The following is a 21,101-nucleotide window of genomic DNA, read 5'->3' as shown; positions in this document are numbered from 1 at the left end:
CTACAGGACTCCCCACCTTATTCGGTGGAAAGCAGGTCCATCGAATGACGGTCCATCATTTCCAGCGCCTTGCCGCCGCCACGGGCGACACAGGTCAGCGGGTCTTCGGCGACGATCACCGGCAGGCCGGTTTCCTGCGCCAGCAGCTTGTCCAGGTCGCGCAGCAGCGCGCCACCACCGGTCAGCACCAGGCCGCGCTCGGCGATGTCGGAGGCCAGTTCCGGCGGGGACTGTTCCAGGGCGCTCTTGACAGCCTGGACGATGGTCGCCAGGGACTCCTGCAGCGCTTCGAGCACTTCGTTGGAGTTCAGGGTGAAGCTGCGCGGTACGCCTTCGGCCAGGTTGCGGCCACGGACGTCGACTTCGCGGACTTCGCCGCCCGGGAAGGCAGTGCCGATTTCCTGCTTGATGCGCTCGGCGGTGGATTCGCCGATCAGGCTGCCGTAGTTGCGGCGCACGTAGGTGACGATGGCTTCGTCGAAGCGATCGCCGCCGACGCGGACGGATTCGGCATAGACCACGCCATTGAGGGAGATCAGCGCGATCTCGGTGGTACCGCCGCCGATATCGACGACCATGGAACCACGGGCCTCTTCCACCGGCAGGCCGGCACCGATGGCGGCGGCCATCGGTTCTTCGATCAGGTACACCTCGCGGGCGCCAGCGCCCAGGGCCGATTCACGGATGGCGCGGCGTTCCACCTGGGTGGACTTGCACGGCACGCAGATCAGCACGCGGGGGCTGGGCTGCAGGAAGCTGTTCTCGTGCACCTTGTTGATGAAGTACTGCAGCATCTTTTCGCAGACGCTGAAGTCGGCGATCACGCCGTCCTTCATCGGACGAATGGCGGCGATGTTGCCCGGGGTACGGCCGAGCATGCGTTTGGCTTCGGTACCGACCGCGACCACGCTCTTCTGGCTGCCGTGGCTACGAATGGCGACCACGGACGGTTCGTTCAGGACGATGCCGCGCTCGCGCACATAAATAAGGGTATTGGCCGTGCCCAGGTCGATCGACAGATCACTGGAGAACATGCCACGCAGTTTTTTGAACATTGGAAAGAAACCCATAGATGGCGCGTGGGTGAAAATGCGCGGGTAAAAAAGTGCGGCAAACTCTAACAATCACGGGCATTTTGGGCAAGGCGCCAATTTATGCTAGATTCCTCGTTTTTCGGGCCTGCCCGGCCCGTCCCAGCGGCCTTCGACCACCTGCCGCGGGTTCTGTTCCCCGCCCCACCACTTCCTTCCGGCCAGGTCCAGTTCGAACCGGGCCGCTCTAGCTGGAGACCCCGATGGCGCTTGAACGCTCCGACGTGGAAAAGATCGCCCACCTCGCCCGCCTGGGCCTGGCGGAAGCCGACATTTCGCGCACCACCGACACCCTCAACAACATCCTCGGCCTGATCGACGCCATGCAGGCGGTCGACACCGACGGCGTCGAGCCCCTGGCTCACCCGCTGGAAGCCACGCAGCGCCTGCGCGCCGACGAAGTCACCGAGGAGAACCGCCGCGATACCTACCAGGCCATCGCGCCGGCCGTGGAAGACGGCCTCTACCTCGTCCCGAAAGTCATCGAGTAAGCGCTAAGGACACGGACATATGCTGCATCAATTGACCCTCGCCGAAGTCGCCCGCGGGCTCGCCGACAAGCAATTCTCCGCCCAGGAACTGGCCACTGCCCTGCTCGCGCGCATCCAGCAGCTCGACCCGCAGCTGAACAGCTTCATCACCGTCACCGAGGAAAGCGCCCTGGCCCAGGCCAAGGCCGCCGACGAGCGGCGCGCCAAGGGCGAGACCGGCGCCCTGCTCGGCGCACCGATCGCCCACAAGGACCTGTTCTGCACCCAGGGTGTGCGCACCAGCTGTGGTTCGAAGATCCTCGACGCCTTCGTCTCGCCCTACGACGCCACCGTCGTCGAGCGCCTGGCCGATGCCGGCACCGTGAGCCTGGGCAAGCTGAACATGGACGAGTTCGCCATGGGCTCGGCCAACGAATCCAGCCACTACGGCCCGGTGAAGAACCCCTGGGATACCTCCCGCGTACCGGGCGGCTCTTCCGGTGGCTCCGCCGCCGCCGTCGCCGCGCGCCTGATCCCGGCCGCCACCGGCACCGACACCGGCGGCTCGATCCGCCAGCCAGCCGCGCTGACCAACCTCACCGGCATCAAGCCCACCTACGGCCGCGTGTCCCGCTGGGGCATGATCGCCTACGCCTCCAGCCTCGACCAGGGCGGCCCGCTGGCCCGCACCGCCGAGGACTGCGCGCTGATGCTCGGCGCCATGGCCGGCTTCGACCCGAAGGATTCCACCTGCGTCGACCAGCCGGTTGACGACTACCTGGCCGCCCTGGCCAAGCCGCTGACCGGCCTGCGCATCGGCCTGCCGAAGGAGTACTTCGGCGCGGGCCTGGACAGCCGCATCGCCGACGCGGTGATGAAGGTGGTCGAGCAGCTCAAGCAGCTCGGCGCGGTGGTCAAGGACATCTCCCTGCCGAACATGCAGCACGCGATCCCTGCTTATTATGTGATCGCGCCCGCAGAAGCCAGCTCCAACCTGTCGCGCTTCGACGGCGTGCGCTACGGCTACCGTTGCGAAGACCCGAAGGACCTGCAGGACCTGTACAAGCGCTCCCGCGCCGAAGGCTTCGGCGCGGAAGTGAAGAATCGCATCATGGTCGGCACCTACGCGCTTTCCGCCGGTTACTACGACGCGTATTACCTGAAGGCTCAGAAAATTCGTCGTCTTATCAAGAACGATTTCACCAGCGCCTTCGCCGAAGTCGACGTGATCCTCGGCCCGACCACGCCCAACCCGGCCTGGAAACTGGGCGAGAAGAATAACGACCCGGTCGCCCAGTACCTGGAAGACATCTACACCATCACCGCCAACCTCGCCGGCATTCCGGGCCTGTCCATGCCGGCCGGCTTCGTCGATGGCCTGCCGGTGGGTGTCCAGCTGCTCGCGCCGTACTTCCAGGAAGGCCGCCTGCTCAACGTCGCGCACCAGTACCAACTGGTCACTGACTGGCACAAACAAGCACCGGCTGGATTCTGAGGACGATATAGATGCAATGGGAAACCGTGATAGGGCTGGAAATCCACGCACAGCTCTCCACCCAATCGAAGATCTTCTCCGGTAGCGCCACCACTTTCGGCGCCGCCCCGAACACCCAGGCCAGCCTGGTCGACCTGGCCATGCCCGGCACCCTGCCGGTGCTGAACCAGGAGGCCGTGCGCATGGCCTGCCAGTTCGGCCTGGCGATCAACGCCGAAATCGCCGAGCGCAACGTCTTCGCCCGGAAGAACTACTTCTACCCGGACCTGCCCAAGGGTTACCAGACCAGCCAGATGGACCACCCCATCGTCGGCGAGGGCTTCCTGGACATCACCCTGGAAGACGGCACCGTCAAGCGCGTCGGCATCACCCGCGCGCACCTGGAAGAGGACGCCGGCAAGAGCCTGCACGAAGACTTCCACGGCATGAGCGGCATCGACCTGAACCGCGCCGGCACTCCGCTGCTGGAGATCGTCTCCGAGCCGGAGATGCGCAGCGCCAAAGAAGCGGTAGCTTATGCCAAGGCGATTCATGCGCTGGTGCGCTACCTGGGCATCTGCGACGGCAACATGGCCGAAGGCTCGCTGCGCTGCGACTGCAACGTCTCGGTACGCCCCAAGGGCCAGGCCGAATTTGGCACCCGCCGGGAAATCAAAAACGTCAACTCGTTCAAGTTCATCGAGCGGGCCATCAATGCCGAGATCGCCTGGCAGATCGACGAGCTTGAGTCCGGTCGCAAGATCGTCCAGGAAACCGTCTTGTATGACGTAGCGGCTAACGAAACGCGCTCCATGCGCAGCAAGGAAGAAGCCAACGACTACCGTTACTTCCCCTGCCCGGACCTGCTGCCGGTGGTGATCGAGCGCGCCTTCCTCGAAGAACTGCGCGGCCAGCTGCCGGAACTGCCGGACCAGAAGCGCGAGCGCTTCGAGAGCCAGTACGGCCTGTCCGCCTACGACGCCAGCGTGCTGTCCGCCAGCCGCGAGATGGCTGACTACTTCGAGCAGGTCCAGACCATCTGCGGCGACGCCAAGCTGGCGGCCAACTGGGTGATGGGCGAGCTCTCCAGCCTGCTCAACAAGGACGGCCTGGAGATCGAGCAGTCGCCGGTATCCGCCCAGCACCTGGGCGAGATGATCCTGCGCCTGAAGGACGGCACCATCAACGGCAAGGCGGCCAAGACCGTGTTCGCCGCCATGGCCGAAGGCGAAGGCTCGCCCGACGAGATCATCAAGGCCAAGGACCTGGTGCAGAACACCGACTCGGGTGCCGTCGAGAAGCTGCTGGACGACGTGCTGGCGGCCAACGCCGAGCAGGTCGAACAGTACCGCGCCAGCGACGAAGCCAAGCGCGGCAAGATGTTCGGCTTCTTCGTCGGCCAGGCCATGAAGGCCGCCAAGGGCAAGGCCAACCCGGCACAAGTGAACGAACTGCTGAAGAAGAAGCTCGAAGCCTGAGCCCACACTTCAACGACGCCGGGCTTGCCCGGCGTTTTCACATCTGGAGGTTCGATGCTGCGACCCATGGCCCTCGTCGGCTGCCTGGCCCTGCTGGCCGGCTGTAGCACCCCGTCTTACGACAGCGAAACGGAAGTCTCCGGCCGCGGCTACCGCGCCGAAGGCACCGCGTCCTATTACGGCAAGGCACACCATGGCAAACGCACCGCCAGCGGAGAACGCTTCAATCAGAACGCCCTCACCGCCGCCCATCGCACGCTGGCCTTCGGCACGCGGGTGCGGGTAACCAACCTCGACAACGGCCGCAGCGTCGTGGTGCGCATCAACGACCGCGGGCCCTTCGGCCGGGGGCGGATCATCGACGTCTCCAAGGCTGCCGCCGAACAACTCAACATGCTGCGCTCCGGCACCGCGCCGGTACGCCTGGAAGGACTCTGAAGGAGCCACCATGAACAACGACAACCGCAAGGCCGGCGAACAGGTGCGCCGTGAAGTGATGGGCGACGCCTTCGTCGACCGCGCCCTGGGCAATGCCACCGAGTTCACCCAGCCGCTGCAGGACTTCGTCAACGAACACGCCTGGGGCGGCGTGTGGAACCGTGACGGCCTGCCGCGCAAGACCCGCAGCCTCATCACCCTGGCCGCGCTGACCGCGCTCAAGTGCCCGCAGGAACTCAAGGGCCACGTGCGCGGCGCGTTGAACAACGGCTGCACGGTGGAGGAGATTCGTGAAGCGCTCCTGCATTGCGCGGTCTATGCCGGCGTCCCGGCAGCCATCGATGCCTTCCGCGCGGCGCAGGAAGTGATCGAGGCATGGCAGGCGGATCAGAAGGCTTGAGATCCGACAGCGCCTGTTGGCGCTGTTCGCGGGCGTGGCCCGCTCCTACAAGGGAGTGCGCAGCGCAGCGGTTCGCGAGCAAGCTCGCTCCTACGAAAAGCGCATCGAGCGCCAGCTCTTGGCTCTTGGCTCTTGGCTCTTGGCTCTTGGCTCTTGGCTCTTGAAGACTTCCAGTGAAATACCCGCACGCTCCGAAGTGCCCCTTTCAGGAGGCCGAGTGGAAGCGGAGTTTCAGGGGTTGAGCGACATGGATGTCGCGAGAGCCGCGATGGGCCAGGGATGGCCCATCGCGGCGTGCCCCTGAAATTCCGCTTCAACGAGGGTATTTTTCGCCTAGGCGAAAAACCGGATGGAGGGGCAAGACCTTTGCCTACTTTGGGTCGTTTGCCAAAGTAGGTCGCCCGAGGGGGCGAAACAAGAAGGTCACGCGCACGCCGAAGCGGCGCCATAAGACCTCACCCGAAGCACCATGCAGCCCCACGGCGGCGGATAACGCTGACGCGTTATTCGCCCTACAATGGGCGTGCCCCTGTAGGAGGGGGCCACGCCCGCGATCCGTCGGCAGGGCCGACGGCTTGGCCGTTACGGATAACTGAACCGCTTGACCAGCGTCAGCTCGCCCGGCTGGCGCATCGGGATGAGGAAGGACTCCTGCTTCTCGTTCACCGTGCCCTCCTCCGTGACGATGGTCACCTGCGCCGTGGTCAGCGGCTTGGCCGCATTGACGTCGCCGGAGCTGTCGTCCTCGCTCCAGCCGCCGCCGTAGTAGTTCACGTAGACCAGGTACTGTCCCTTGAGCGGGGTCGGGCTGGCGATGATTTCCGGGCCGTAGCCGGTGGTCACGTCGACGTCCTGGGCCGCGCCGTTGGGCAGCGAGCGGTTGCCGTACCAGACGTGGCCACCATCCGGCGTCACCAGGTGCAGGTCGAGGTCGGTATTGTCCGAATCCCACGACAGCATGACCCGCAGCTTGGCCGCCACCTCACCGCCACCGCCGCCGTGATAGAACTGCACGCGCTTGTGCTGCTGGCCGTCCGGGCTGATGACCTCGACACTGTTGGAGCCCGCGGGGAAGGCGAACGGACGGTCGAACGTACCGTCGCTTTCGACCCGCATCGGCATCGCCACGCCGTTGACCACCAGGCGCGCCGGTTCCTTGCTGTCCTTGGGCAGCGCGCGGATCTCGCCGCGGATGCGCGCGGTATCGGCCTGGTCCGCCCGGGCGTTCACCGAAGACGCCGGGTAGTTCACCGTCTGGCGGAAGTCGGCCTTGTCGCCATCGCCCGCGCGCCAACCGCCCAACGGGGTGTCCAGGCGGATCGGCGATTCGGCGGCCTGCGCGGCCAGCGGGATCAGGCCGGCAAGCAGGGTCAGGCGGAGCGCGTGGGCGAGTGTCATGGTGATCATTCCAGTATCAGGCGACGGGCCAGGCTTTCCACGTAGCCCTCGTCTTGTCCATTGGGGTGCGCCTGGAAGGCCAGGTGCAGGTATTCATGCGCCAGGTCGAGGCGGTCCTGCTGGGAGTACAGGCCGCGCACATAGATGCGCTGGCGTTCGCGATCGACGTAGGGCCGGCCGCTGCTCAGGCGGCACACGGCGAAGGATTGCAACTCTTCATAGCCCGCCTCGCCTTCCAGGCGCGGGCGCCAGTCGCGTCGTTGCGCCTGCAGCCAGCGCTCGGCCTCGGGCAGCGGCTGGCAGGCGGCGGTCGGGTTGCTCCAGCGGCTCAGGCTGGTGCGCGGGAAGGCGCGGGCGAGAATGGCGTCGTAGCGCAGGCCTTTGGCCGCCTGCTCCTGGGCGTCCCGCCAGGACAGCTTCGATGGCCCCGCCTCGTCCGAGTGATAGGTAACGGTGCCGCCAGCCAACACCAGATCGGCGGTCCAGGCAGCGATCCCGCGAGCCGCCTCGCTGGCCGGGCGCGGCGCCACGCGCTGGCGCTGGCTGCTGTCGTCGATGCTCAGGCAGTCGCCGCGCGGCGCAGCGTTCTGCAGCAAATAGGTACGGATGGTCACCGCCAGCGCCTTGGCCGCTTCCGCCGGCGTCGCCGAGGCCTCGCGGTCCAGCACACGGGCGACGTATTCCTCGCGGGACAGGCGGGCCGTCAGCCGCGGGCCCTGGGCGTCGCGCTCAAGGAACAGGTCGCCGTGGCTATCGACGTCGAGCCGAACGCCATTGCTGAACAACACGTTCTGCCGGCCGGCCAGCACGCCTTCCGCGGCGGGCTGATGTTGAGCGTTGTAGACCTCCTTGAGCGGATAGCGGCTGAACAGCCCGACCTCCACGCAGCGCCCCGGATCACCGGGCCACGGCGCCGGCAGCGCGGCGCCGATGGCGTTGCCGTAGGTGGCCAGCACCGTCTTGCTGGTGCCCGGCCCGCGTGCCCAGAGCGGCGTGCCGTCCACCAGCCAACCCGCGAAGCCTCCCTCGCGCTGGCCGCGCTCGTCCCAACTCCAGGTCTTCACCCGCAAGCGTCCGCCCAGGGCAGCGGGCGCACGCCCGTCATCCGCCGCCAGGCTGACATCGAGCAGCACCTTGCGCGCCTGTTCCTGGGCCGGCAGGTGCTGCAGTTGATCGAGCAGTTCGGCGACCGGCACCTCGGTCTGCGGCGCCAGCTTGTCCAGCTGAGCGATCCACGCCGGCGCCTGGCGCGCCTGCCAGTACTGCTGCCAGAGCGAACCGTCGATGCCCAGGCGCTGCGGCTGGAAGTACAGGCCGCAGGACTTCACCAGCGCGGCATCGCGCGCGATGCTCTGCCCCGCCGAGCAGCAGTAGACCTCTTCCTTGCTCTCGCCCCGACACTGGTAGGCCGGCTCCTGCTGACCGGTGTCGCTGAGCCAGGCGTAGACGAACAGCTTCCACAGGCTGCCCAGCGGCGCGCGCAAATCCGCGGGCAGCGGCTGGCGATCGATCACCTGCTGCGGCCCGAGCCGCAGCAGTTCGTCACCCTGCGCGGTGCGCCAGGCCAACTGCGCCGGCTCCTGCGCGGCAAAGGCGCAGAGCGGCAACAGCAGGATCAGCCCGGCGAAACGCGCGCGCATTTACTGAACCTTGATCTTCGCCAGGGCCGGCTGCTGCTCCAGCGCCTGTTCCTGCGGCGCATAGAGGCGCTGGTAGCGCGCCGGCGGCAGGACGAACTCGCCCTTCTGCGAGAAGCGCACCAGGTGGCGCAAGCGCAGCTCGCCGCCCAGGGTGTCCACCGGCACACCGTAGAACAGGTCGCCCGGTTCGTTGCGCGCGCGCTCCAGGCTGGTCGCCTCGACGCCGCCCAGGCCGCTGATCTGCAGGCCCCAGGTGGTGCGCTCGACATCCGCGCCCGGCGGCAACGGCACTTCCAGCATGCCGTAGCGCAGGGCTTGCGCCTGCGCGGTGTTCAGGGTCACTTCGTCCAGGTACAGCTCGTCGCTGGACAGCGGCTTGTCGCCCAGCTCCTCGGCGCTGAAGGCGAAGGCGTCCTCCCCCGGCACCAGGCGCAGCAGGCGGCGTTTGATGGTCACCGGCAACTGGGTGGTCGGCGCGTCGGCACTGCGGAAGGTCACGGAAGCATTGAGCGGACGCGACGGCGCGGCGGAGAGATCCAGCTGCGCCGGCACCGCCTTGCCCTGCCAGCGCCAGAAGGCATCGCCAGTGGTGCTGTGGTCTTCCTTCCAGTCCGCGACCGGCTTGGGCAGCTCGGCAGCCGGAGCATCGGCGACGGCGCGCTGCATCCAGGTCAGCGCCAGGGCGCGTTCGAGGGTGGACTGCTGCGGCGCCAGGCTCTGCAGCAGCGCGCGGGCGCGGCCGGCGTCCACGCTGCCACTGTAGAGCTGCACGGCGCGGGCGAACGGCTGGTCGCTGGTGTTGAGCTTCAGACGCGCGGCATCCAGCTGCTTGGCGAAGCCTTGCGGCAGCGCGACCTTGTTCTGCTCGGCCAGGCTGGCCGTCAGCACGCGGGCCACGGCCAGGCCCAGCTCGGAGTCCGGCTGGCCCATGACCAGGCTGTCTTCGCTGTCGAAGTCGTTCACCGACTTCGCCGCCTCGCCGGCGCCGGCGTTCTGCAGGTCGGTGAGCAGGCCGCTGAGCAGGGTCTGCACCGGCAGCTGCATGTCGCGGGCGAAGGCCAGGATCAGCGCACGCTGCAGCAGCGGCGTGGCGCTGGCGCGCGCGGAGTACAGTTCCAGCACACGCTGCCAGTGGTCCGCCGGCAGCTGGATTTCCAGCGCGCGGCTGGCGTGCCAGTCGGCGTAGTAGGCGTAGGCGGTGAGGAAGGCGTCGTTGTCTTCGCCGCCCCACCAGGTGAAGTACGCATCCGGGCCGGCCATCTGCACCAGGCGCAGGCGGCTGGTCTGCATGATCAGCCGCAGGCGGTCGCGCACGCGCGGCTCGCCGTTGGCCAGCAGCGGGTAGGCGACGCTCAGCGGCAGCAGCTGGCTGGCGGTCTGCTCGACGCCACCCCAGGGATAATCGAGCAGGGAATCGAGGTTGCCGCGCAGCAGGGCCTGGGCGCTGTCATCCAGGCGCAGGGTCACGTCGCGGGCATCCGCCGGCAGTTGCAGCGGGGTGTTCTGCGCGCTGACCTGCAGCGGCCTGGATTGCAGGGCCTGCCAGCTGTCCGCCACCAGGCTGAAGTGCACATTAAGGCTGTCGCGCACCTGGCCGTCCTGGCGCAGCTCGACGCTCCAGTCGCCATCGCTGAGCGGCTGCTTCGGCAGGGCGATGTAATTGACGCCGCGCTTGAGCGCCAGCGCCTGGGTCTTGTCCTCGCCGTTGGCGCGGATCAGCAGTTCGGCCTTGGCGTCCTGCTCGCCCTGGTTGAAGACGAACAGGCCCAGGTCCGGGGCATCGCCCGTGCGGAAGCGTTTCGGCCCGCTCCACTTCAGGTACAGCGGTTTCTCCGAGCGGATGAACTGCTTCTTCTGGCCGACCTGCCCGTCGTTGTCCATGGCGCGGGCGGTGATGCGCCAGCGCGTCAGGGAATCGGGCATGCGGAAGGTGAACTGCGCCTTGCCGTTGGCGTCGGTGACCAGCTCCGGTTCCCAGGCGGCGGTGTCGACTTCTTCGCGGCGCGGGCGCTCCAGCACCTTCACACCACGCTCGCTGCGGTTGGCGCGGCTCGGGGCGCTGGGCGTGCCGGGCAGCGCCACGTCGTAGCTGATGAACGCCAGGCTCGCGCTGGTACGCACGTTGTTGCGGCGCGGGTGGTAGAAGAACTGGTCGATGCCCGGGGCGATCTCCGGCTGCAACGCGTAGATCATCTCGTCCACCACGCTCACGGTGAGGTGGCTGGAGACGGGCTTGCCGGCGTAGGTGGTGTCGAGGTTGACGGTGACCGTCTCGCCCGGCTCGTAGCGCTCCTTGTCGGTGCTGACGGCGATCTCCACCTGCGGCACGGCCACCTTGATGCCGGCGTTCTGGAAGCTGTAGTCGCCACTGCGGGTGTAGAGCACGGAGAAGGTCAGGTTCGGCGAGAACTCGGCCTTCACCGGGATACGTGCGCGGTACTGGGTCGGGTTGAGCTTCTCCAGCTTCAGCCAGTCGCCGCCCTTGGACAGCAGCGCGGTGGCCTCGACCTTGTCGCGCTCCAGCGACAGCAGCGCGTCGTCCACCGGCTCCGGGAAGGTGATCAGCGCCAGCGCTTCTTCGCCGGCCTTGTACTCGGCCTTGTCGAGGACGATTTCCACGGTGCCCGGCACGGCCTTCACGCCATCGCCGCTGACCGAGTGACCGGTGCCGCCGAGCAACTGGCCGGCCTTGTCGCGCAGCTCGATGCTGTAGGTGCCGGGCTTGTCGAAGGTGATGGCGAACGTGCCATCGGCCACGGCGCCGTCGCCGCTGCTGCGGTCTTCCAGTCGCAGCCAGCGGTAGGCGGTCGGCTGGATCTGCGTCTGCTGCTCTGCGGCGTAGCTGAATTCGACCTTGTCGCCGGCGGCGCTGAAGCGCTGCGGTGCGCTCACGCGATAACGCGCGGCGCCGCGCTCGATGAGGATTTCCTTGCTGGTCTTCACGCGGTAGGCAGCGCCATCGCTGGCGAACACGGTGAGCATGTAGCGGCTGGGTTTTTCCGCCGCCGGCAGGTCCAGCGCGGCACGGCCCTGGTCATCGGTGGTGAGCTGCGCGCTGGACAGCTCCACGGGGAACTGCCCCAGGTACTGCAGTTCGTTGTCCACCATGGACAGCTGCTGGGCGCGCAGGCTCAGCTCCAGGCGGGCGTTGGCCACCGGCTTGCCGTCCGGGTAGAGCAGGATGAGGTTGCCCTTCACCGGCTCGCCGGTCTTGAAGTCCGGCTTGGCGAGGTCGAGGGAAATCTCGAAGTGCGGCTTGATGTACTCGGCAACGCGGAAGGCGCTGCTGTAGGTCTGGTCGCGGTAGTCGAAGCGCAGCTCGTAGCCCCCGGCCACGGCGTTGGCCGGCAGCTGGAAGCGGCCGTTGGTGCCGCTCTTGGCGTCGTACTTGAGGTCCAGGGTCTGCAGCGTGGTGCCGGCGGCGTCGATCACCGACAGGCGCAGCGGCGCGCTCTGCGGCGACTGCGATTCGCGGGAGTTCTTGAACTCGCGGCCGACGATCTTCAGCGAGACCCAGTCGCCCGGACGGTACAGCGGGCGGTCGGTGAAGGCGTAGAGCTTGGTGTCGTAGATTTCGCTGTCGTAATAGAAGTTCTCGGAGACGAAGACACCGCCCTCCTCGTCCTCGCCGATCACGAAGGAACGCTCGGGGCTGACGTGCTGCAGGCGCAGCAGGCCGTCGGCGTCGCTGCTGCCGCTGCTCATCACGCCCAGGCCGTCGGTCCACAGCACCTTGGCGCCGCCCACCGGCGTGCCTTCATGCTTGCGCGCGGTCCACACCAGCAACTCGTTGCCGGCGATCTTGCTCACCGCCACGCTGTTGGAGACGAACACCACGGTGGTCGCGCGGTACTTGCCCACCAGCGCCTCGACCAGGTACAGGCCGGGCTTGAGCTTGCCCAGCGGTACGTAGACGTTGCCCGGCGCGACGTTGATGAACTCGCTGGAGGAGCCCATCAGGGTCACGTCCTTCGGCGGCTGGATGGGGTTGGCGTCCCACAGCGGGTAGCGGAACTGGCTGACCATCGGCAGGCCGGGGATCGGCGCGTACTGCGGTTGCGCATCGTAGGGCGTCGGCGCCTTGATGGCATTGCCCATCTTCAGCTCGGGCACCACCTCGGTGACCTGCTGGCGCGATTCGTAGGAGAAGGTCCGCTGCATCACCCGACGCGACTTGCGGTACCAGTTGTCCCACAGGTAGGCCAGGGTATTGGACAGGCCCTCGCCCTTGAACTGACCTTCGGACAGCACGCGGTGCAGGTTCTTCTGGCGCTTGAGGAAGTCCAGCGGCTGGTCGATGCGGTAGACGCGGATATCGGCACCGCCGTAGGGCTCCATGCGGTAGCGACGGTAGTCGCGACCCGGCGCCTCCAGGCGCACCTTGGCCACCTCGTCGGAGGCGAAGCTGGAGTCCGCCAGCAGGAAGAACGACTCGCCGGCCATGGGCGTGTAGCCGCTCGCCGGGACGTCGTCGTCCGCCTGCACGATGGCGGGCGCGGCGGCGATCAGGCCGGCGCAGGCCAGGGCGGCGGCGATGCCGCGCAGCGCGTTCATCGGGTCAGGAAGGACAAGCGATAGACGCCGATAAAGTTGGGATTGGATTCGTCGGGTATCCATCGGGTGTCCTTCCATGTCATGAGTTGTTGCAGGCTGACCGAGCGCATGCCGTTGTCGGTCGCCGTACGAGTGCCGGTGTGATAAGCGATGTCGCGGCCCATCCAGATCATCAGATGCTGGTCATCGCCCTGGTCGAAGAACATCAGGTCGCCGGGACGCGCCTGGTTGAGGTCGCGGCCGACGAGCTGGCTGTTGTATTGAATGAGTTTGATCGCGTTGACGTAGGGGCCGGTCTTGCCGCCGCCCTGCTGCCAGGTCTGCGCGAGGTTGCGCTGCGCCTCGGTGAGTTCCAGCTCCGGCGGCAGGTAGCGATTGGACATGCCGTTGGCGCGCAGCCACTTGGCGTCGTGCACCTTCAGCGCCTCATTGGCGGCGAAGCGCACGAGACCGGCGCAGTCCTGCTGGTACCAGCGCGGGTTCGGCCCGCGGCGCAGCTGCTCTTCGGCGATGCGCACGAACCAGGCGCGGAACACCTGGGTCTGCCGGGCATCCAGCGCCGGCTCCGCCGCGTGCGCCACGGTGGCGAGCAACAGACCGGCGAGCAGCGTGAACGGCGTGCGGATCACAGCGCCTTCCATTCCAGCGGCAGCCACTCCCACTCGCCGCCGGGCTCACTGCCGGCCGGCAGGGTCAGGGCGTAGGAGCCGTTGCCGGCGAGGGTCTTCAGGCGCGGCAGGAGCAGCGTGTCGGCGGCGTTGCGGAACACCGGCTCGATGTCCTGCGGCAGGCTGTCGAGGGTTTCGCGCTGGAGCAGTTCGGACAGCGTCTTCGGCGCCAGGTAGGCGGGCACCAGGGCGTCCTTGGGCAGCACGTCGGCCAGCGGCGGGAAGCGCTTGGCCAGGGTGTTGCGGGCCTTGTCGAGCAGCTTGTCGTCTATGGAGAACAACAGGGTGTTGCCATCGCGCAGCAGGCTGACGCGGAAGAAACCGTTGCCACTGACCTGATCGGGGTTCTCCGCTTCGCTGGCCGGATACTGGCCGAAGCGCGAGCTGACCTGGCGCTGCCACAGGTGGCCTTCCCCTTCGGCGCGGCTTTCCACCTCGAAGGCGCCACCCTCCACGTTGGCCTCGTAGGCGCCGATCACGCTGCCGAACAGCTTGCCCAACTGGTCGTCCAGTTCGGGGCTGGCGGGGGCATCGAGCTTCACCGCGAGCAGCGGCGAATGCAGGCGTGAATCCGGGTACCAGCACAGACCCGCGGCACCGGAAAGGTGTTCGGAGAAGGCGGCGGCCATCTTCTGCTCGGCGCCCAGCTTCACCAGCATGTTGTCGTAAAGGCCCGGCGTAACCGGCAGCGCGACGCAGGCGCTGGCGCCCATGGGCATGGCCTGCCAGACGGGTGCGAAATCCAGATCCGGCTGGCGGGCGACCTCATTGAGCGCCAGGTAGCTGTGCCAGCCATCGTTACCCTGTTCGAAGCGCACGCCGGCGAAGGTCGGGATGAAGCGCTGGTAACCCATGGCGAGCACACCGGCGCCCAGGGTGATGCGCTGCTTCAGCTCGCCGCGCGGCTCCAGGCCGAAGTCCTTGGCGAACAGCGGCTCGCCTTCCAGCGCGCTGCCCAGGTCCTTGGCCACGGCGGCATCGGGCTCGCCCAGGTTGTCGTAGTCCGGATGCGGGAAGAGCATCTTCGGGTTCGACAGCACCAGCATCTGGTCGCCACGGGAGACGAACAGCACGGTCTTCTCGGCGCCATAGCGCAGGCTGTAGACCGGCGTGGCGCTGCCCTTCACCTGGACCTCGGCAACCTTCTTCAACTGGGTGTCATCGGCCGCGACCTTGGCCAGCGGCTCCAGCACCTTGGCCAGTCCGCCGCGCTTGATCACCACCATGAAGTCGCGCAGGCGGCCGTCGGCGCCGCGCCACAGGGCGACCTGGGCCGGCTGGTCGAGCAACTCCTCGATCACGCTGTCCTTGAGGGTCAGGTCGTGCTCGTAGACGATGCGCCGCAGCGTGCCGGTCAGGCCCAGGCGGTCGGCGTTGTTCTCGTAGTAGAAGACGAAGTCCTCGGTGAGCACGTCGCGCAGCAGCGGCACCTCCAGCACGGCCTTGGGCAACTGGCTGAGGGAGGCACTCTCGATCAGCGCATCCGGGCGCTTCAGATCGCGGACCACTTCCGGGCTTGCCGGCGCTTCCAGCGTGCCCACCGGCGCACTGTGGAAAGCGGGGATCAGCCCGAAGGCCAGGGCCAGGCCGCCGGCGACCAGGGCGGCGGCGAGCGCGCCGATGGCGATCAGCGGACCACGGCGTGAAGGCTGCACCGCCGGCGCGGCCGGGGTGCTGTCTGGGCTGCTGGTAGGAGTGTTGTCGCTCATGGATCGCTTGTCCCGTGTCATCCCTGCGAGGGGCGAATTCAGTAGTTGAAGGTCTTCACCAGCACCAGATCGCCGATGGTGCGCATGGGCACCACGAAGGTCTCGCGCTTCTCGTTGACGGTGTTTTCGTTGAACACCAGGTTGATCTCGGCGGTGATCACGTCCTGCTCGTGATTGCCTTCCTGGAAGTTGTACCCCTGGCTGGCGTTGTAGTTGCCCCAGTAGTTCACGTAGACCAGGTAGGTACCGTGCAGCGGCGCGGCCATGGTGAACATTTCCGGGCCGGGGCCATCGACGCCATCGGGGTCGAGGCCGCCGCCGTTGCTCAGGCGCGGGCGTGCCCAGAAGGCATGTTGGCCGTCAGGCGTGACGATATGCAGATCGAGTTCGGCCTTGGGGTCGTTCCAGCCCAGCGCCAGGCGGATGCGTGGCGCGACCCGGCTGTTGTTGGCTTCATAGAACTGGACGCGCTTGAGGGATTTGCCGTCGGCGCTGGCCACCTCGACGCTGTTGCTGCCGGCGCCGAAGTTGTAGGGGCGGACGAACTTGCCCTCGCCGTCGGTGTACAGCGGCAGCGGGTTACCGTTGACCACCAGACGCTGGGCGCGGTCGACGCCGGCGACTTCGCGCAGGTGGCCTTCGATCAGGCTGCGACCGCGCGCGCCGCCACGGTCGATGGGCGGCGTGGGGTAAGCCACGCGGGGCACGCTGGGGTCATCGGTCAGGCCGGAATAGCGCCAGCCGGCGCTGGGGCTGGAGAGGTCCGCACGCGGCTCGGCAGCGGCCATCGCAGCCAGGAGACTGGCTGACAGATACAAGACGGCACGAACCATCCGACGCGTGAGCTGCATGAACATTCCTTGATCGTGCATTGCGGGGGAGCCAAATGTAACTGGTCTTGTCGACGCGCGGAACGGCCTTCGCATGGCGATGCGACGCAGACCGATCTTTAAGAAATTTCTTACACGCCAAATAGCTTTTTACGCACCACCACTTGGAAGCGTCTCACCCGCGCGCAAGTCACATCCAGCCGCCCCACTGCAGGACGAAGATGCCGACGTTGGTGGTCAGCGCCGCCACCAGGGTGGTGATCACGATGATCGACGCGGCCAGTTCGTGATTGCCGTTGGCAGCGCGGGCCATGACGTAGCTGGCCGCCGCCGTGGGGCTGGCGAAATAGAGAAAGAGCACGCCCAGCTCGGCGCCGCGAAAGCCCAGCGCCCAGGCGACGAAGGTGCAGATCAGCGGCAGCCAGACCATCTTCATGAGGCTCGCGCTGATCGCCAGGCCGCCGCTTTCGCGCAGCGAGGCCAGGGACAGGGTGCCGCCAATGCACACCAGCGCCAGCGGCAGGGTCATCTGGGCGAAGTAATCGGCGGAGGTCAGCAACCACTTTGGCAGGCCGATGCCGAACCAGGAGAACGGCAGCGCCGCCAGCACGCTGAGGATCAAGGGGTTGCCGATGACGTTGCGGGCGATGCTCAGCGGATCGGACTTCATGCTCGAGCTGTAGATCGCCAACACCACCGAGGACAGCGTGTTGTAGCAGAGGATCACCAGGGCGGCGAGGACCGAGCCCAGGGCCAGGCCGTGGTCACCGTAGAGACTGGTGGCCAGCGCCAGGCCGATGATGCCGTTGTTGCCGCGAAACGAGCCCTGCACATAGACGCCTCGCTCCGCACGCGGCACCCACCAGGCCGCCCATCCCCAGGCCAGCAGGAAACCGGCCAGGGTCGCCGCGCAGAAATACAGCAGCACCTGCGGGCGCGCGGCGCTGTGCAGGTCGGAGTGATAGATGCCGAGGAACAGCATCGCCGGCATGGTGGCGTTGAACACCAGCGCCGACGCGGTCTGGATGAACTCCGGATTGATCGCCCCAACCCGCCGCAGCAGCACGCCAAGGAACAACATGGCGAAGACCGGGGCCGTGATGCTGAGAGTCTGGAGCAGGAGTGCGAGCATGACAGGAGACAATCTGGGCGGCGGGGGCGGCAATCATAGCAAGCTAAGTACCGGCCGCGCCGTGGCCGATCAGACTTCCGCAGCCTCTTCGCGCACGGGCGCCGGCAGCTCCAGCGGTTTGGGCGCTTCGCCTTCGGCCAGGCGGGTGAGCTTGCCGTCCACGGTGGCGCCGTTTTCCATGCTCAGTTGGCGGTACTGGATGTTGCCGACGATGCGCGCATTGGAGTGCAGTTCCAGCAGGTGCTCGACGTACAGGTCGCCGACGATGGTGCCATCGATCAGCGCGTCGTAGCTGCTGACGTTGCCTTCGATCCGACCCTCGGCGCTCAGCGCCAGCAGGCTGGCCGCGCCAGGCTTGTGGGTGACGTTGCCCTTCACGGTGCCGAGGATCTTCAGGCCGTCCTCGAACTGCATGTCGCCCACCAGGGCCACGTTGCCGGAGAGCAGGCTGGAAAACTTGTCGACCGAAACCTGCGGCCCCTTCTTCTTGCTGTTGCTGAACATCGGTCCTCCTCGGACGAATTACTTGCCAGGCTTCTGCTGGCGGAAGAAGGCCAGCTCGGTCTTGAGTTTCTTGATTTCCGCCGACATGGCGTCGATGCGCTGCATCAGCTGGTCGCGATTGGCCTGCGCTTCTTCGTTCTGCAGGCGCTTCTCCTCCAGCTCGGCGGTCAGTTGCCCCACCTGTGCGTGCAGTGCCTGGAGTTCGTCGGCGTGTTCGCGAGCCTGGGCCGCGCCATCATCGTGGTAACGCATCCACCCGATACCCGCCGCCGACGCGCCCAGCACCATGGCCAGCAACAACGCCCACGCCAGCCGCGCAGAACGACGGGGGGCGTGGGGCAGGTGGTCGGCGCGTAGCAGGTCGCGGGTAGAAGGTTTTCTAGTCCGAGGCCATACCATCGCTATCGATCTCCATGCCGCCCAGAGAGAGGAAGTTTTGCGGGTCGACGAATTCGCCGTGGTAGAGCACTTCGAAATGCAGGTGCGGGCCGGTGGAGCGCCCGGTCGAACCGACCTTGGCGATTTCCTGCCCTGGCAGCACGACATCGCCCACCTTCACCAGCAGCTTGGAAGCATGGGCGTAGCGAGTGACAAGGCCATTGCCGTGGTCGATCTCGACGCGGTTGCCATAGGACGGGTTCGGGCCCGCCACGATCACCCGCCCGCCTGCCGCCGCGTGGATCGGGCTGCCGGTGGGGGCGGAGAAATCCTGGCCGGAGTGGAAGGCCAGGCGGTGGTTGAACGGATCGGAGCGATTGCCGAACGGCGAGCCGAGGCGCGCCTGCTCCATGGGCCGGCGCGCGGGGATCGCCATGAAGTCGGCGTTGCGCCGGGCCACCTGGTCCATCAGCAGATCGAACACCCGGCGCAGGCATTTCGCCGAACGCTCACCCTGCTCCAGGTCGTCGTTGGAGCCGGGTAGCGGTTCCGCGCAGGGGCGCGGCGGCAGCAGGATGCCGCCCTCGCCCTTGGCCGCGACCTTCGGCTTGGGTTTGGGCACCAGGGACGGATCGACCTTGGCCAGCTTGCGGGCAATTTCCTCGTGGCTGTCGACGGCCTGGAGCAGATAGGTGGCGTCCTTTTCCAGCACCTGCAGGCGCCCGGCGAGTTCGCCGATGCGCTCGGCGGCGAAACGTTCGCCGGAAGCTTCTTCCTCGGGTTGTTCGGCCTGCACGACGACAGGCGCGGCCGCCGGCGCCGGCGCGACGTTGGCACGGCCCACCCAGATTCCGCCGGCGAACGCCAGCGCCGCGAACGATACGGCGGCGCAGCCGGCAACCAGCACGATCTTGCGCGGGTCGACCAGGCGCAGGTCCGAACGGGTCAAGGCCTGTCGTGACGGGGAAAGGAACTTCATAAAGGTACCGTTGGAATGCATTCGACCCCAGCGGGGTGACCGCCGGGGTGCACAGGGTACCTGTTATTGAAATCTTCGCAGCGGCGAAACACTGAAAAATGTAAAAAAATAAGAAGAAATCATCCTGTCTGATAAAGCTTTCAGATGTTTCCCACTAACGAGATCACATTTTCGCAGTGATTCAAACTGCCATTACGCTGGCAGAACGGACTCGACCTCCTGCAGGCGATGCTCGTCCAGGCGCAGTTGACGCGGGTGGAAGCGTTTCAGGCTGGCACGATGGCCAATGCTGAGCAAGGTCACACCGGGGAGTTGGTCGAGCAGTACCTGATACAGCGCGGCCTCGTCGGTTTCGTCCAGCGCGGAGGTGGCTTCGTCGAGGAACAGCCACTGCGGCGCGTAGAGCAAGGCACGGGCGATGGCCAGGCGTTGCTGCTCACCCGGTGAGAGCACCCGCTGCCAGTGATCGGCTTCGTCTAGGCGCGGCACCAGGGCGTCCAGACGGCACAGGTGAAGCACCTGTTTCAGCCGCTCCGGATCGTGGCGATCCCCCGCCTCGGGGTAGCACAGCGCCTCGGCGAGGGTGCCGATGGGCAGGTAAGGTTTCTGCGGCACGAAGAGGCTGCGCGCGTCGGGCATCTGCACCACGCCGCTGCCGTAGCGCCACAGGCCGCTCATGGCGCGCAGCAAGGTGCTCTTGCCGCCACCGGAGGGGCCGCCGATCAGCACGTGTTCGCCGGGGTTCAGTTCCAGGCTGGTGGGCTCCAGCAGCTCGCGGCCATTGCCCAGGCTCAGGGTGAGGTTGTGCAGTTGAAGGTTGGCGCCGGTCTTGCGCACGTCGATGTTGGCTGCTTCCTGGGTGGTCTCGCCCATGGCGTGGCGGAAGCTCAGCAGACGATCACTGGTAGCGCGCCAGCTGGCGAGGCTGGTATAGGCGTCGATGAACCAGCTCATGCCTTCCTGCACGTTACCGAAGGCGGAGTTGATCTGCATGAGCTCGCCCAGCTGGATCTGCCCGGAGAAGTAGCGCGGCGCGGCGACGATGAAGGGGAATACGGTGGCGATCTGGCCGTAGCCGGCGGTGAAGAAGGTGAGGCGCTTCTGCACCTTCATCAGCTCCCAGAAGTTGCCCCAGACATTGCGGAAGCGTCCCATCAGCCGCTCTTTCTCGTTGGCCTCGCCGTTGTACAGGGCGATGCTCTCGGCATTCTCCCGCACCCGCACCAGGCCGAAGCGCAGGTCGGCCTCGAAGCGTTGCTGGCGGTTGGTCAGGCCGATCAGGCGACGGGCGATCAGGTGGGTCAGCCAGCTGCCGACCGCTGCATAGACCAGCGCAGCCCAGAACATGTAGCCGGGAATGGTGATGCCGAACAGCTCGATGCTGCCGGACACTCCCCAGAGGATGACCGAGAAGGACACCAGGCTGACCACGTTGCGGATCAGGCCCAGGCCGAGACTCAGCGTCGTGCTGGTGAAGTTGTCCAGGTCTTCGGTCAGACGTTGGTCGGGGTTGTCCGTGTGGCCGCGCTGCTCGAGGCGGAAGTAGCTCTTGTCGCCCAGCCAGGCGGCGAAGTGCTTCTCCGTCAGCCAGCGGCGCCAGCGGATGGTGAGCATCTGGGTCAGGTACAGGCGGTAGACCGCGGTGAGGATGAACACCGCGGCGATGCCGCAGAACATCAGCATCAGGTGGATGAAGCTCTTCAGATCCTTGTTCTGCAGGGCGTTATAGAAATCGCGGTACCAGCTGTTGAGCCAGACGCTCAGGGCCACACCCACCAGCGACAGGGCGATCACCACGATCAGCAGCAGCCAGGCCATGCCCTTCTCTTCGCTGCGCCAGTAAAGCGCGGTGAGTTGCCAGACTCGGTGGAAGAAGCGGCTGCGAACGGCGTCGTTCGCGGCGCGGTATTCGGCGCTGTCGGTCATGGGGTGTGCTCGCACGGCTGGAAATAAAAAGG

The 21,101-nt window shown here is 66.6% G+C and carries 17 protein-coding genes; 5 read left to right on the top strand and 12 right to left on the bottom strand.

The window, feature by feature from the left end; all coding sequences use genetic code 11:
- Window positions 1–17: 17 nt before the first annotated feature.
- Entirely contained in the window at window positions 18–1,055 is a 1,038-nt protein-coding gene (gene mreB, locus N0B71_RS13605; RefSeq protein ID WP_017518164.1) for a rod shape-determining protein MreB, read from the bottom strand.
- Between the two features lie 239 nt (window positions 1,056–1,294).
- Here mreB and gatC point away from each other — a divergent pair, with 239 nt between their 5' ends.
- Genes gatC through N0B71_RS13580 form a run of 5 tightly spaced genes read left to right on the top strand, consistent with a single transcriptional unit; the run spans window position 1,295 to window position 5,351 of the window.
- A complete protein-coding gene (gene gatC, locus N0B71_RS13600; protein WP_259759354.1) occupies window positions 1,295–1,582 on the top strand; it encodes an Asp-tRNA(Asn)/Glu-tRNA(Gln) amidotransferase subunit GatC in 288 nt (95 codons plus the stop codon).
- A 19-nt stretch (window positions 1,583–1,601) separates the two neighbouring features.
- Window positions 1,602–3,056: an Asp-tRNA(Asn)/Glu-tRNA(Gln) amidotransferase subunit GatA gene (gatA, locus tag N0B71_RS13595; RefSeq protein WP_259759353.1), complete on the top strand. Its 1,455-nt coding sequence runs from the start codon at window positions 1,602–1,604 to the stop codon at window positions 3,054–3,056.
- An 11-nt stretch (window positions 3,057–3,067) separates the two neighbouring features.
- Window positions 3,068–4,513 (top strand): Asp-tRNA(Asn)/Glu-tRNA(Gln) amidotransferase subunit GatB, encoded by a 1,446-nt coding sequence (gene gatB / locus N0B71_RS13590; protein ID WP_259759352.1) that lies wholly within the window; start codon window positions 3,068–3,070, stop codon window positions 4,511–4,513.
- A gap of 54 nt (window positions 4,514–4,567) precedes the next feature.
- Entirely contained in the window at window positions 4,568–4,951 is a 384-nt protein-coding gene (locus N0B71_RS13585) for a septal ring lytic transglycosylase RlpA family protein (RefSeq protein ID WP_259759351.1), read from the top strand.
- A 10-nt stretch (window positions 4,952–4,961) separates the two neighbouring features.
- Window positions 4,962–5,351, top strand: a complete 390-nt coding sequence (locus tag N0B71_RS13580; protein WP_259759350.1) for a carboxymuconolactone decarboxylase family protein — start codon at window positions 4,962–4,964, stop codon at window positions 5,349–5,351.
- A 582-nt stretch (window positions 5,352–5,933) separates the two neighbouring features.
- On the opposite strand, the gene N0B71_RS13575 is transcribed toward N0B71_RS13580, so the two are convergent.
- The 11 genes from N0B71_RS13575 to N0B71_RS13525 all read right to left on the bottom strand — a co-directional run bounded on the left by N0B71_RS13575 (window position 5,934) and on the right by N0B71_RS13525 (window position 21,069).
- Entirely contained in the window at window positions 5,934–6,749 is an 816-nt protein-coding gene (locus N0B71_RS13575; RefSeq protein ID WP_259759349.1) for a YfaP family protein, read from the bottom strand.
- Between the two features lie 5 nt (window positions 6,750–6,754).
- A complete protein-coding gene (locus N0B71_RS13570) occupies window positions 6,755–8,389 on the bottom strand; it encodes a DUF2300 domain-containing protein (protein WP_259759348.1) in 1,635 nt (544 codons plus the stop codon).
- A complete protein-coding gene (locus N0B71_RS13565) occupies window positions 8,390–12,943 on the bottom strand; it encodes an alpha-2-macroglobulin family protein (protein WP_259759347.1) in 4,554 nt (1,517 codons plus the stop codon). It abuts the gene before it with no gap.
- On the bottom strand, window positions 12,940–13,584 hold the full coding sequence (locus N0B71_RS13560) for a DUF1175 domain-containing protein (protein WP_259759346.1): 645 nt from the start codon (window positions 13,582–13,584) through the stop codon (window positions 12,940–12,942). Before N0B71_RS13560 ends, N0B71_RS13565 begins: the two co-directional genes overlap by 4 nt.
- Window positions 13,569–15,320: a DUF2138 domain-containing protein gene (locus N0B71_RS13555; RefSeq protein WP_259759345.1), complete on the bottom strand. Its 1,752-nt coding sequence runs from the start codon at window positions 15,318–15,320 to the stop codon at window positions 13,569–13,571. Before N0B71_RS13555 ends, N0B71_RS13560 begins: the two co-directional genes overlap by 16 nt.
- A 38-nt stretch (window positions 15,321–15,358) precedes the next feature.
- A complete protein-coding gene (locus tag N0B71_RS13550) occupies window positions 15,359–16,153 on the bottom strand; it encodes a YfaP family protein (protein ID WP_259759561.1) in 795 nt (264 codons plus the stop codon).
- Window positions 16,154–16,340: 187 nt separating this feature from the next.
- The gene (locus N0B71_RS13545) at window positions 16,341–17,282 is read right to left on the bottom strand and encodes an AEC family transporter (protein WP_259759344.1); all 942 of its coding nucleotides are present in this window, start codon (window positions 17,280–17,282) and stop codon (window positions 16,341–16,343) included.
- A gap of 69 nt (window positions 17,283–17,351) precedes the next feature.
- On the bottom strand, window positions 17,352–17,786 hold the full coding sequence (locus N0B71_RS13540; RefSeq protein WP_259759343.1) for a bactofilin family protein: 435 nt from the start codon (window positions 17,784–17,786) through the stop codon (window positions 17,352–17,354).
- An 18-nt stretch (window positions 17,787–17,804) separates the two neighbouring features.
- The gene (locus tag N0B71_RS13535; RefSeq protein ID WP_259759342.1) at window positions 17,805–18,038 is read right to left on the bottom strand and encodes a hypothetical protein; all 234 of its coding nucleotides are present in this window, start codon (window positions 18,036–18,038) and stop codon (window positions 17,805–17,807) included.
- A 127-nt stretch (window positions 18,039–18,165) separates the two neighbouring features.
- Window positions 18,166–19,143 carry a M23 family metallopeptidase gene (locus N0B71_RS13530; protein ID WP_259759341.1) on the bottom strand — a complete coding sequence of 326 codons (978 nt, stop codon included), beginning with the start codon at window positions 19,141–19,143 and terminating at the stop codon, window positions 18,166–18,168.
- A gap of 192 nt (window positions 19,144–19,335) precedes the next feature.
- Window positions 19,336–21,069: an ABC transporter ATP-binding protein/permease gene (locus N0B71_RS13525; protein ID WP_259759340.1), complete on the bottom strand. Its 1,734-nt coding sequence runs from the start codon at window positions 21,067–21,069 to the stop codon at window positions 19,336–19,338.
- Window positions 21,070–21,101: the final 32 nt, after the last annotated feature.

The sequence above is a fragment of the Pseudomonas sp. GCEP-101 genome, assembly GCF_025133575.1.
Lineage (GTDB): Bacteria > Pseudomonadota > Gammaproteobacteria > Pseudomonadales > Pseudomonadaceae > Pseudomonas > Pseudomonas nitroreducens_B.
This window is presented reverse-complemented; position numbering and strand designations above follow the sequence as displayed.